The organism is Halobacillus litoralis (assembly GCF_020524025.1).
GTDB lineage: Bacteria > Bacillota > Bacilli > Bacillales > Halobacillaceae > Halobacillus > Halobacillus litoralis_D.
Genome location: NZ_JAIVKN010000003.1, coordinates 449,906 through 463,577 on the forward strand (window position 1 = coordinate 449,906; position 13,672 = coordinate 463,577).

Below are 13,672 nucleotides of genomic sequence, written 5' to 3' on the forward strand. Positions count from 1 at the left end.
CTACATTCTCCTTACTTACTTCGCATCGTACCACGTATCACCATAAGACGAGTCCACCTTAAGGGGGACGTCCAGGCTGACGGTGCTTTCCATAACTGATGCTACCATCTCTTCTAATTGAGTAATTTCTTCTTTTGGAGCTTCAATGATAAGTTCATCATGGACTTGGAGCAGCACTTTTGCTTCCAATCCTTCTGATTGAAGCTTTCCTTCTAAATCAATCATTGCTTTTTTGATGATGTCAGCAGCACTTCCTTGGATAGGTGTATTCATAGCTGTGCGCTCAGCAAACCCACGCTTGTTAAAGTTCCGGCTCGTGATATCCGGAAGGTAGCGCCTGCGATTCATGAATGTTTTTACATATCCAGTTTCCTTGGCTTCCCGAACCGTCTCATCCATGTACGTTTTTACGCCCGGGTAACTCTCAAAGTACTTATCAATGAAGGCCTGTGCATCTTTTCTAGAAATACCGAGACTCTGAGACAGTCCATAATCACTGATACCATAAACAATTCCAAAGTTCACGGCCTTGGCCTGTCTTCTCATTTCTCCAGTGACCTCTTCACTCGGCACTCCAAACACTTCGCTGGCTGTCTGGGTGTGTATATCTTCGTCTTCTCTAAAGGCCTGCATTAACTTTTCATCCTGCGCAATATGAGCAAGGACACGGAGTTCAATTTGAGAGTAATCACTGGCAAACATGACCCAGCCTTCTTGAGAAGGTACAAAAGCCTGTCTTATTTTCCGCCCTTCCTCTAAGCGGATAGGGATATTCTGCAGGTTCGGATCTGTTGAACTCAGACGCCCTGTCTGCGTCAATGCCTGGTTGAAACGTGTGTGTATCTTCCCGGTATCTTCATGAACAACTTTCAAAAGACCCTCTACATACGTAGACTTAAGCTTTCTAAGTTGACGATTTAATAGAATCTTAGGAATAATTTCATGTTTATCCTCTAGTTGTTCCAACACGTCAGCAGAAGTAGAATAACCCGTTTTCGTTTTCTTAATAACAGGAAGCTCAAGCTTCTCAAACAGAATTGGACCCAATTGTTTAGGAGAGTTTAGATTAAACTCTTCGCCGGCCAGTTCATAAATTTCCTGTTCGACTTTATTTAAACGCTCTTCAAGCTCATCACCCATTTTTTCAAGTCGATCGACATCCACCTTCACACCACGGTGTTCCATACGACCTAGAATGACCGCCAGAGGCATTTCCAGATCCTTATAAAGATCATACTGCTCATTTTCTTGAAGCTGTTGTTCCATTTGTTCTTTAATTCTATATAGAATTGTTCCTTTTCTTGCGATATGGTCATGAAATACCTCATCGTCATCAGGACGTTTCATCTTCGCCCCTTTTCCGTATACCTCTTCATCATACTGGACAGCCGTTTCTCCTATACGATGACCAATTGCAGGTATATCGTGGTTGTTCTCAGAAGGATTCAATAAATAAGACGCTAACAGCAAATCAAAAGTGATGCCCTTAATTTCAATGCCATGGCGTAACAGGGCAACAGAGGTCTGTTTTGCGTCAAAAACCCACTTCTCCTTCGATTGATCCTCAGCCCAGTCCCGGAAAGCTGGCGATTCCTTCGCGTCATCCATTGATATGACATATTTCTTCTCTTCGTTAACAATAGCAATTCCTTCAACAGGTGCTGTATGGTAGTTGTCATACAACATTTCTATAACTACGGCTTCTTTACCTGTGAATAGATGAGTTTCTATGTCTTGTACGACTTCTATTTCAATTTCAGGGAGGCCCTGGGATTCACCATCCGCATCTTCCCCACCTTCCTGAACTCTTGAGAGCAGCGATTGAAAACCGAGTTCTTTAAAGAACTTACTTACTTTCTGGGTTTCATACCCCTCGTATCCTATATCAGATACACTAATTTCAATCGGGGCTTCCCGCTCGATTGTAACGAGTTGTTGACTCATAAAAGCTTCTTCTTTATTTGTTTCAAGCTTTTCTTTTAGCTTCTTACCACTAACCTCATCTAATCGGTCATACACAGACTGCAGGGTATCAAACTGTTTTAACAGCTTGACTGCTGTTTTTTCACCAATCCCTGGTACACCCGGAATGTTGTCAGAACTATCCCCCATCAATGCTTTTAAATCGATGATTTGATCTGGACGGACTTCCATTTTTTCTAACAAAAATGAAGGCGTATAGGTGTCTACGTTTGTGATGCCCTTTTTCGTCAAACTAACTGTAATTTGATTATCCACCAATTGCAGAAGATCTTTATCACCAGAAATGACCTTTACATCCAGTCCCTTACCTCCTGCCTGGGTAGCTAATGTACCGATGATATCATCCGCCTCGAAGTTTTTAAGCTGATAATATTTCACACCAAAGGCATCTAAAAGCTCTTTCAGCACAGGGAACTGTTCTGAAAGTTCGGAAGGCGTTTTTTGCCTGCCTCCTTTATACTCCTTGTAGGTCTCATGTCGGAAAGTTGTCTTACCCGCATCAAAAGCCACCAAAAGGTGATCCGGTTTGTCCTCTTCCAGTATTTTAAGCAGCATGGTTGTAAATCCATAAACCGCATTAGTGTAAACACCTTTATCATTATTTAACAGCGGCAAAGCAAAAAATGCGCGGTAGGCAATACTGTTTCCATCAATCAAAACGACTTTTTCAGCCATTTAATCACTCCTCACTATGAAATAGAGCGGTAACTACCTTATGTAACAGCTCATTTCTCCCGTTCTATTCCCGAATTCCCATACGGAGATGGTCTATATTTTTTTCAAAATGAATAGGTTTTTGGTTATTAGTCGAACCCTCTTTATACAATCCCTATAATAAGGAGATTCTGTTGTTCTACAGCCAAAAGAACAATAAACCATCCTGTTGGTCAAAGAGATATACACATCAACAGTGTTTAACCAATATAAAACGCCTTTTTCTTCATTCTACCATGATTATAGAAGAGAAGGAAAAGGCGTGTTTTTTATTATTCGTAATACCCCAGCAATAATTCTGCGTAAGGTGAATCTTTGGGGAGGATAATAGTTGTTTCCCCATCAATAGTCTTTTTATATGACTCCAAGGTGCGGTAGAGCTGATAGAACTCTGGATCTTTAGAGAAAGCCTCATTGTAGATCTGAGCTGCTTCTTGTTCTCCTTCTGCCCGTACTTTTTCTGCATCGGCGCGGGCAGTAGAAAGCATTTCTTGTACCTCTCTATCCACGTTGGCTCTTATCCTGCTTTTTTCAGCCTCTCCTTCAGACAAATAAGTCTGGGCAATTTTTTCACGATCGGTAATCATCTGATTAAAGACAGCCTCTTCATTGGCTTCAGGCAGATCAGATCGTTTAATTCGGACATCATCTACAACGATCCCGTAATTGTCACGCTTTAAATATTCATTTACCCTTGTTGTAATTTCTTCATTAAGCAAGCCTCTTGAACTTTCTTCTTCATTTATGATTTCAGCGAAGTTCATTTTCCCAAGCTCTGCGCGGACAATAGAGAATATAAACTCTCCCATTCTTGCTTCCGCACTCATCATTGTCCGGGCATTGGCAATCATATCTTCAGGATCTGATATACTCCAAACCGCATAATTGTCAATGATCATCCGTTTTTTATCCAGCGTAGTAATTTCTTTTTCGTCTACATCATACACCATCTTCTTCTTGGATAAAGTAGAGACTTCCTGAATAAGAGGCACTTTGAACTTGAGACCCGGTTCTTCATGGATGCGGATTACATCACCGAATTGGCGCACCACTTTGTATTCTCCTTCTTTCACAATAACAATTGAATTCAATCCAATTAAGAGAATTCCAATGAGCACGACAAAGGTTACCCCGGCTTTTATAAACTTCTTAAAGTCCTTTTGCTGCTTTTCGTTTATAGAATTAATTGTCTCGTCGCTCATGATTCTTCACTCTCCTCTTTATCATCTGCCTTAGGAGGTGTTATATTCTGGGTATTTGCCTGATTGAGTGGAAGGTATTTCATTGTATTTCCATCATCATTCATCACGTATACGTTTGCCTGAGGGAGAACTTCTTCCAAAGTTTCTACCACTAAGCGATCCCGGGTAATGGCTTCATTCCCCTCGTATTCATTAAGTAACGCATTGAATCTTGATACCGCACCTGTTGCATCTTGAATACGTTCTACTTTATCTCCCTTGGCCCTTTGAAGGATGGCATCTTTCTCACCTAAAGCTTCCTCTCGTATTTGATTGGCATATTTTTCCGCTTCGTTCATTTTACTTTGCTTTTGCTCTCTTGCATCAGTAACCTTCGTAAAGGCTGCACGAACTTCTTTATTGGGCAGATCAACCTCCTGGAGCCTGACATCGATAATAGAAATTCCAATTTCATAACTGTCAATCAAACTCACGAGTCCTTCTCTTACTTCATTCTCTATTTCTGCTTTTCCTGAAGTCAAGGCTTCATCTATTTCACTGCTTCCTATGACACCTCTTAACGACGATGAAGTGGCGTTGAACAGGACTTGTTTCGGATTTTCAGATGCAAATAGATAAGAAGCGGGTTCTGTAATCTTCCATTGAACAACTAAATCAGCCTGAACAATCATGTCATCTCCAGTAATCATGGTTACCTTGTCCGCATTTTCGCCTTTCTTATCATTGAACCCGAAATCCAGACTGAAAGTTTCCTTGGACATCTTTTCCACTTCCTGTATCGGCCAGGGCATTTTAAAATGGAGGCCGGGCTCTGTAATGCCGTCCTTTGCCTCACCAAAGGTCAGGACGACTGCCTGCTCAGATTCATCTACTGTATACCAAGTTGTCAGTAACACAACAATGAGTAGAATCCCTGTGACAATCAGCCCTGCCAATTTGTAGATTTGTTTAAGACTCATTCGAATTCTCCTTTATATGTATGAATACTATATTTACGGTTTCATTACAAAAAGGTTTCAGAGAATTATGGAAGTCTCTACTATTCTTCATTATATATCTGCTCTTTCAAAGGACCAGCTAGCAAAAACAGACTCCACCCAAGGACTCTTGCCGATAAAGTAGGAGCTTGAGGACCAGACCATATATGTGGAAGAAAAATAATTGAAATAAAAAAAAGCAGAAGCGAGGGATGCTTCTGCCTAAAATAGAAAACACCTTGGATGAAAGGGTTTCAATGACATTCTAACGGTCGAATGTTAACACACATTTAATGAAATATTAATTTTCCGTAAACTTCTTAGGAAGCATTACATGGAAGGTCGTTCCCTCATCAACAACGCTTTCTACATGAATGGTTCCATGATGAGCTTCAACTATATGTTTCACAATGGCTAAACCTAAACCAGTGCCGCCAGAGTTCCTGCTTCTAGCTTTGTCCACCCGGTAGAAACGCTCAAAGATACGAGACACTTCCTCCTCTGGAATGCCTACACCATTATCAGATACAGAAATCGTGACTGTGTCCGCTTCTTCTTTAAATGACAAGGTAACTTCACCATCATCTCCAGTATAGCTGATCGCATTTGTTAATAAATTCATAAATACTTGTTTCAGTCTGCTTGAATCTCCTTGAACAAATGTATCTCCAGAAAGTGAAGTCTTTAGTTTCACACCTTTTTGTTCCGCGTGCTGCTCCACAATCGGCAGTAAGTCTTTTAGTATTCGTTGAACCCCTACGGTTTCTACATTTAATAGAAAATCGTCACGTTCTAACTTGGAAAGTTCAAGCAGATCTTGAATAAGGGATTGCAGTCGATCACTTTCCTTAAGAATGATTTGAAGGAATTGATCCAGCATTTTTTCATCTTTCATGGCCCCATCAAGAAGTGTTTCTGAAAAACCACGAATGGAAGTTATCGGTGTTTTCAATTCATGAGAGACGTTGGCAACAAAGTCTTTCCTCATCTGTTCCAGCTGCTTGAGTTCTGTAATGTCGTGAAAAACTAATACAACACCTTTCCACTTACGCCCTTCACTAAATATTGGTGCGCCCGTTACTTCTAGGTGTTTACGATTGATGTTGACCGGCAGGACAAATGTTTCACTTATCGTTTCTTCAAACATATAAATCTTCTTCACAGTTTCATGAATGGTTGTGTGAGGAATAGCATCATGGTATAAATATCCAATATAATTTTTCTGCTCTCCACCGAACGTCTCAATGAAAGCCCGATTTAACAGCTGAACATAACCTTTTTCATCAATTAAGATTAGACCATTGCCCATGTTATTGATGACGGCCTCCAGCTGGTTCTCCTGCATACCTTTTGAGCTTGTCATTTCCTGAAGGTTACGGGCCAGGATATTAATGGATTGACTGAGCTGGCCGGCTTCACCAAAGTGACCTTCATAAGTTCTTGCTTTATAGTTCCCCTTTGCCAACTCAGTTGCTACAGTAGCTGCCGAGCGGATCGGGCGTACATATTTCGAGAAAACATTAAAGCCCAGAACGAAAATGACAATTAATCCGAGTAAAAGGGTACACCCGATTAATAACCATATGTTTTTTGTAATATTCGATAAGCTTTTGACAGGCGATAGTAAGATCAGTGTCCCCTCATTGCCGTCCACCTGGCTTTGAACAGGATAATAAAAGATATCATCCAAAAGCTGCCCTTGATTAATGGCTGCATCATTCTCTTTAACCTGCGTAATGACCAGCTGCTTTTCCTCATTACTGATTACAGGTACTGCTTCTACCGTATCAACAATTTTATCTCCGCTCTCCGAAATAAAAATCATACCTGTATTTAATTGCTCACTAAAGCTGTACAAATTATCTTCGCTGATATCCTTGTCGTCTGTGAATTTTTCAAGGTAAGTTACAAAATACTGGCTCTCAAGCTCAATCCGCTCCTCGAAGATATTAATAAAATATCCTCTAGTAAGCTGAGCCAGGATAATGCCTAAGCCTAACATGACGATGACAACAAGGATCGTATATGTCATGAGAGGTCTTGTCCTGGAAGACATTTATTTTGGATCCTCCATTTTATACCCAAGGCCACGGATGGTCTTAATATAGACAGGTTTTTTCGTGTCGGGTTCTATTTTCTCTCTCAAGTGACTGACATGAACGTCTACAATCCGGGTATCACCAGCAAAATCATAATTCCAAACGGCACTCAGCAGCTGATCTCTTGATAAAACGCGTCCGATATTCTGAGCCAGGTATAAAAGCAGTTCAAACTCCTTAGGAGTAAAAGTTAATGGGTTTTCCTTTATGGATGCTTCATATTGTTCAGGATATATCGTAAGATCAGCAATTTGGATGACCCTTTGTTCAACCTCTACCGGTTCACGAACCATCCTTCTTAAGATCGCTTTAATTCTTGCGACTACCTCTCTCGGACTAAATGGCTTCGTTAAGTAATCATCAGCTCCCAACTCTAAACCGAGAACTTTATCGAACTCGTCGTCTTTGGCTGTCAGCATAAGAATAGGAGTGTTGATCTGCATCTGTCTCAACTTCTTACATACTTCCATACCATCCATCCCTGGAAGCATGAGATCTAATACGATGAGGTCAAAAGTCGTTTCTGTCGCCTTTTCCAGTGCCTCTGTTCCAGAGTAGGCCACTTCAGTTTCAAAGCCGGCCTGATCGATATTGTATTTTAATAAAGTTACAATTGATTCTTCATCATCGACAATTAATATCCTTTGTTGTTCCAATGCCATCACCTCTGCCTGCAAGTTAGTTTCATCATACAATGAAGTTTACACTTTGAATACGGAACTTTATGATTTTTACTTAAATTTAATATTCACCTTACATAAGGTTTCATTCTTAATACCCGGGGTAGGACCGCTGATCCCAATCCATCATAATGAAAGAAAAGGACCTGAGAACAGGTCCTTTAAAATAGATGATCATCAGCCTGAAAACTCAATAAAAATTCTCCAGGGAAGTTGAATTCATTGAATGAGGTTCATAAGGAGGGTTAACCTTCAAGGAACCATAAACCACTTCTTCCCCCTCTTCATTGTAACCATGAATTTGGACATCCACGGTATGCTCTTTTCTATCGATGGCGGTAATCTCTACATGCAGACGCACTTCCGCGTAGTGATAGACAGGCCTTGGATATGAGAGGTCCTGCTTAATAATATGGCTTCCCGGCCCTGGCAGGTGCATAGAAATAATAGAAGAGACCATACCAAAGACCATGACTGATGGAACGATGGGGCGTTTAAATGGAGTTTGAGATGCATAATCATGTTGAATGTAAAGAGGATTGGCGTCATCCGTCAGTCCCAAATACATCAATAGATCCCGGTCTTCGATAGATGAAGAAGTTGTAAAACTCTCCCCTACCTTTAATTCATTAATTTTTTTACCAAGCTTTCTTCTCTTACCCAACATATTCATCACCTCTTGAGAGCGTTTTCTTGAGAAGGTAAAAAAAGGATTCGAGGGCATGCCCCGAATCCCTTCCTCTTTATTTTAATACATGAAGCACATTTTTAACAGAATCAGCGGATTTATCAAGCTCCCGCTTTTCTTCCTCCGTTAATTCAAGTTCGATAACTTCTTCGATTCCATTTCCTCCGAGAATCGTTGGAACACCGAGGTAGATACCATCGTATCCATATTCACCTTCCAAATAAGCAATAGATGGGAGAATACGGCGCTGGTCTTTAAGAATCGCTTCTGCCATTTGTACTAAGGAAGCAGCAGGGGCATAATAGGCACTTCCATTACCCAGAAGGCCTACAATCTCACCGCCGCCTTTTCGAGTACGTTCTACTATAGCATCCAGACGCTCTTTAGAAATCAGCTTTTCTAGTGGAATACCTCCAGCAAAGGAGTATCGAGTCAACGGGACCATATCGTCTCCATGACCACCTAAAACAAAACCAGTAACATCTTTAATCGATACATTCAGCTCTTCAGCTACGAATGTACGGAAACGAGCAGTGTCTAATACACCGGACTGACCGATAACACGGTTCTTAGGAAGACCTGCTTCCTTGAAAACAGAGTAAGTCATTGCATCAACAGGGTTGGTTAATACCACAATAAAACAGTCTGGAGAATTCTTAACGATTTCTTTTGTCACACTCTTCATGATTTTGGAATTTGTGTTTACAAGATCGTCACGACTCATGCCTGGCTTTCGGGCAATACCTGCTGTAATGATAACAAGATCTGAGTCCTTCGTGTCTGCATAATCAGATGTTCCGGTAATTTTAGCATCAAACCCTTGGACAGGACTCGCTTCCAGCATATCCAACGCTTTACCTTTTGTTGGATCTTCCATGTCAGGAATGTCGACTAGAACCACGTCACCCAGCTCTTTTTGTGCAAGCATTAAGGCTGTTGTTGCACCTGTAAAACCAGCACCAATTACTGATATTTTGCTTCTGCGAATAGCCATAGTGATCCCCTCTTTCTAATAGATTAGTCCATGTTCTTAATGAGTTCGTCTCCAAACTCGGAACATTTCACTTCTGTTGCGCCTTCCATCATTCGAGCGAAATCGTACGTGACAACTTTGCTGCCAATCGTCTTATCCATAGATTTCGTGATCAGGTCTGCAGCTTCTCTCCAACCAAGATGTTCAAGCATTAGAACTCCTGAAAGAATAACTGATGAAGGGTTAACTTTATCTTGTCCTGCATATTTAGGCGCTGTACCATGAGTTGCCTCAAAGATCGCATGTCCCGTTTCAAAATTAATGTTAGCTCCAGGAGCAATCCCGATACCGCCAACCTGCGCTGCTAAAGCATCAGAAATATAGTCTCCATTCAAGTTCATAGTCGCTACAACATCAAACTCTTTAGGACGCGTCAAAATCTGTTGCAGGAAGATATCAGCAATTGCATCTTTTACGATGATTTTCCCATCTGCTTCTGCAGCATCCTGTGCTTTGTTTGCTGCTTCTTTCCCTTCTTTTTCAACAATGCGGTCATATTCTGCCCATGTAAATACTTTATCCGCATATTCCTCTTCAGCCACTTCATAACCCCATGCTTTAAAGGAACCTTCTGTAAATTTCATGATATTTCCTTTGTGGACAAGAGTCACGTTTTTACGACCTTCATTCAGCGCATAATCGATTGCAGCACGAACAAGACGCTTTGTTCCCTCTTCGGATACAGGCTTGATTCCGATACCGGAAGTTTCAGGGAATCGAATGTTATGTACACCCATTTCATTTTGTAGGAAATCGATGACTTTCTTCACTTCCGGCGTTCCTTTCTGCCACTCAATTCCTGCGTAAATGTCTTCCGTATTCTCACGGAAGATGGCCATATCCGTATCCTCAGGACGTTTGACAGGAGATGGTACACCTTCAAAATAACGAACCGGACGCAGGCATGTAAACAAGTCCAATTCCTGACGCAGGGCTACATTTAAAGAACGGATACCGCCGCCGATAGGTGTTGTCAAAGGTCCTTTAATAGCAATTTTATAATCGCGGATTGTATCAAGAGTTGCTTCAGGAAGCCACTCCCCAGTTTGATCGTAAGCTTTTTGTCCAGCCAGAACCTCTTTCCATTCAACGGACTTTTGGCCATTGTATGCTTTATCGACCGCTGCCTCGATTACACGACTTGCTGCTGCCCAGATGTCAGGGCCGATTCCGTCACCCTCGATGAAAGGAATAACTGGTTTTTCTGGTACATTTAGTGTTCCGTTTTTTTCTACTGTGATTTTTTCTGCTTGTGTCAAAATAAACCCTCCTAATATTTTCATGAATAATGGATGGATCACCCTATTCTATCATACGTTATAATAGGGTGAATAAAAAGGAGCTGTGCCGATATGCCGGGCTCCCTTATCTTTGTTCGATCGGTGTGTATGCCTGGCCTTTTGGACCAACGTACTCTGCACGTGGACGGATCAAACGATTATTGGAGTACTGTTCAAGAATATGAGCTAACCAGCCAGACACCCGGCTGACTGCAAAAATTGGAGTGAAAATATCGTGATCGATTCCAAGACTGTGATAGACAGAAGCGGAATAAAAATCAACGTTTGCAGGAAGACCTTTATTCTCTTTAATATACTCTTCTATTTTAATAGACATTTCATAATACTTAGAATGACCAGTTAGTTCAGTCAGTTCACGGGACATTTCCTTAAGGTGTTTCGCTCGTGGATCGCCTGAACGATAAACACGGTGACCCATCCCCATTATTTTCTCTTTATTTTCAAGTTTTTTCTCAATAGCAGGAATAGCATTATCAACACTGCCAATTTCCGTAAGCATTTTCATTACGCGCTCATTCGCACCACCGTGAAGAGGTCCTTTAAGAGCTCCAATGGCAGCAGTCACTCCTGAATAGACATCAGAGAGAGTAGCAACACATACACGCGCTGTAAATGTAGAAGCATTCAATTCATGGTCAGCGTGAAGAACAAGCGCTTTATTAAAGGCTTCTACTTCTAAATCTTCAGGGTCTTTTCCATTCAGCATATATAGGAAGTTTCCTGCAAAGCTTAATTCTTTCTTAGGTGAGACCGGCTCTTCTCCTTTACGGATGCGAGCAAAAGCAGTAACGACAGTAGGAATCTTCGCCTGTAAACGTAAAGCTTTCCGCTTGTTCGCCTCTTCTTCCATAACGTCGGACTCAGAATCATACAGTCCCAGCATAGAAACCGCTGTGCGCAAAGCTGCCATAGGATGAACCGTAGATAAATCATAAGATTTCAGATGATCAACGATTTCCTTAGGTATATCCATATTCGCAATAAGTTCGGTTTTAAACTCATTCAATTCGTTTAAGTTAGGTAATTTTTGATTCCAAAGAAGATAAACAACTTCTTCAAAGCTTGAGTTATTTGCCAGATCATCGATGTCGTAACCGACATATGTTAATTTGTCGTCAATAATAGAACTAATCGATGAGTCTGTTGCTGTAATTCCTTCAAGACCTTTAGTTGATGATGACATACAATCTCTCCTTTTAAAAAATTCCAATCTTCCTTGTCTTATGACAAGAAAACGCTTTACTTTTCGCTTGTTATACTTTTAGGAAAACAACCCCACACACAATTATAAAGTATTCTGAAGAGAATGTGAATTGAAAACGTTTAATTTTGCTGAATTTTATCGAATATCCTTCAAGCGCAGAGGGTTTGCGGATTGGGGAAAATGCTGGTTGAATCACGTTTACAGAGGAGCATTCGCTATGGACAACCGTTATGTATACTTTCGGATGGCTTTGGTTTTTTTGCTCATAGCTGGGGGCGGGTATGCAGTATTTTGGTCGTGGACCATTCTTTATCCTTTTGTTATCGCCTTTATTTTATCGGCATTTTTACAGCCGTTTATTTTATTATTACATCAGCAGTTAAAGATTCCCAGGTTTGCTGCCACACTTCTTATCCTGCTCTTTTTTATAACCTTAACGGCTGCTATGCTGACCCTTTTTGTTGCTGAGCTTATCAAAGGAATTCAATTCCTTTCAGCAGGAATACCAGGGCAGTTTGCTCAATTATCAACACACCTCATTAATCAAACCATGCATTTAATAAACCCCATAATTGCAGCTATTGAAAAGATCACTTATAAACTAAACATAAATCAAGAGCAGTCCATTGAAGTTTATACAGAGATGCTTAAAGAAAAAATCACCCGTTCTGGGATGGAGTTTCTTAACTTGTTATTTGATGGAATAACTTTCTTTTTAGCTGCTGTACCCACCTCAATTACCAATATTTTAATCATATTCCTTGCTACTTTTTTCATATGTAAAGACTGGCCATTCATTATAAGCTGGACATTCCGCCTGATCCCTAAAGGATTTTCAGACAGGCTTACAACCATCCGTTTTGAACTAAAACATACTCTCAAAGGGCTTATTAAAGCGCAATGCACCCTTGTTATGATCAGCACAGCAATTATCGCTGCCGGGCTTTACTTCATACAGGCTCCTTACATTTTGACCATAACATTCCTCATAGCGATTGTTGATTTCATCCCTTACATAGGTACAGGCGCTATCTTTCTGCCCTGGATTATTTATCAATTTTTCAGCGGGGAGTTTAACATGACGATAAGCCTGACTATCTTGTATATGATTGTAATAATAACAAGACAGATTCTTGAACCAAAATTACTGGCAGATCACTTTGGTGTCCCCCCCATTCTGTTATTACTAACTCTTTTTGTCGGATATCAATTATTTGGAGGTTATGGGATTATATTAAGCCCCCTCGTCTTAATGTTTATTCAAACATTGCACAAAACGGGGGTACTGTCTGAAATCACTGCTTTTATAAAAGGAAATTAACACTCCCCTCTCTCAGGGGAGTGTTTACTATTTTTTATAAATGGTAACGGTGCCTTTTTTCATAGCTTTTTGAATGCCCCGCTCAAGTAAACGTTTCACAGGCGCTCTTGTAGCAGGAAGGAGTAGGATAAAGCCTATAGCATCAGTAATAAACCCCGGCGTCAATAAGACGGCTCCACCGACAAGGATACAAGCCCCATCTAAAAGTGCAGTCTGAGGCATCTGCCCTTGCTGCACAGACCGCTGGACATTGTTAATGGTTTCCAATCCTTGCTGCTTCGCAAGCCAGGCTCCCAACACACCGGTAGATATAATCAATAAGATCACCCACCAGGGACCGAACCAATTACCCGCCCAAATGAGGAGACCGATCTCCAATGCAGGAACGATTAGAATGAAAAGCAATAACCATCGAAACATAGCATCTTCCCTTCTTTCCATTTCTTTTATTATACCTCTATCATGGAACA

General features: G+C 40.9%; 11 protein-coding genes. 1 reads left to right on the top strand and 10 read right to left on the bottom strand.

Annotation, left to right across the window (positions count from 1 at the left end):
• Positions 1 to 15: 15 nt before the first annotated feature.
• From polA to citZ, 9 genes are all read right to left on the bottom strand, one after another.
• Positions 16 to 2,658, bottom strand: a complete 2,643-nt coding sequence (gene polA, locus LC036_RS13845) for a DNA polymerase I (RefSeq protein WP_226583636.1) — start codon at positions 2,656 to 2,658, stop codon at positions 16 to 18.
• 311 nt (positions 2,659 to 2,969) lie between these two features.
• Positions 2,970 to 3,899, bottom strand: coding sequence for a protease modulator HflC (gene hflC, locus LC036_RS13850; protein ID WP_226583639.1), 930 nt, complete (start codon positions 3,897 to 3,899; stop codon positions 2,970 to 2,972).
• Complete coding sequence (hflK, locus tag LC036_RS13855; RefSeq protein ID WP_226583642.1) at positions 3,896 to 4,858, bottom strand: FtsH protease activity modulator HflK; 963 nt, start codon at positions 4,856 to 4,858, stop codon at positions 3,896 to 3,898. Before hflK ends, hflC begins: the two co-directional genes overlap by 4 nt.
• A gap of 319 nt (positions 4,859 to 5,177) precedes the next feature.
• Positions 5,178 to 6,908, bottom strand: a complete 1,731-nt coding sequence (gene pnpS / locus LC036_RS13860; protein ID WP_226583644.1) for a two-component system histidine kinase PnpS — start codon at positions 6,906 to 6,908, stop codon at positions 5,178 to 5,180.
• Between the two features lie 24 nt (positions 6,909 to 6,932).
• Positions 6,933 to 7,637, bottom strand: coding sequence for a response regulator transcription factor (locus LC036_RS13865; RefSeq protein WP_226583962.1), 705 nt, complete (start codon positions 7,635 to 7,637; stop codon positions 6,933 to 6,935).
• Positions 7,638 to 7,845: 208 nt separating this feature from the next.
• Entirely contained in the window at positions 7,846 to 8,322 is a 477-nt protein-coding gene (locus LC036_RS13870; protein ID WP_226583647.1) for a MaoC family dehydratase, read from the bottom strand.
• A gap of 76 nt (positions 8,323 to 8,398) precedes the next feature.
• Positions 8,399 to 9,337, bottom strand: a complete 939-nt coding sequence (gene mdh, locus LC036_RS13875) for a malate dehydrogenase (protein WP_226583650.1) — start codon at positions 9,335 to 9,337, stop codon at positions 8,399 to 8,401.
• 23 nt (positions 9,338 to 9,360) lie between these two features.
• Positions 9,361 to 10,635, bottom strand: a complete 1,275-nt coding sequence (icd, locus tag LC036_RS13880; RefSeq protein WP_226583653.1) for an NADP-dependent isocitrate dehydrogenase — start codon at positions 10,633 to 10,635, stop codon at positions 9,361 to 9,363.
• Between the two features lie 106 nt (positions 10,636 to 10,741).
• Entirely contained in the window at positions 10,742 to 11,860 is a 1,119-nt protein-coding gene (gene citZ / locus LC036_RS13885; protein ID WP_226583656.1) for a citrate synthase, read from the bottom strand.
• A 130-nt stretch (positions 11,861 to 11,990) separates the two neighbouring features.
• Here citZ and ytvI point away from each other — a divergent pair, with 130 nt between their 5' ends.
• Positions 11,991 to 13,202 carry a sporulation integral membrane protein YtvI gene (gene ytvI / locus LC036_RS13890; RefSeq protein WP_226583658.1) on the top strand — a complete coding sequence of 404 codons (1,212 nt, stop codon included), beginning with the start codon at positions 11,991 to 11,993 and terminating at the stop codon, positions 13,200 to 13,202.
• A gap of 27 nt (positions 13,203 to 13,229) precedes the next feature.
• Here the strand turns inward: ytvI and LC036_RS13895 are convergent, their stop codons facing one another.
• Positions 13,230 to 13,622, bottom strand: a complete 393-nt coding sequence (locus LC036_RS13895; protein ID WP_226583661.1) for an FxsA family protein — start codon at positions 13,620 to 13,622, stop codon at positions 13,230 to 13,232.
• Positions 13,623 to 13,672 lie beyond the last annotated feature (50 nt).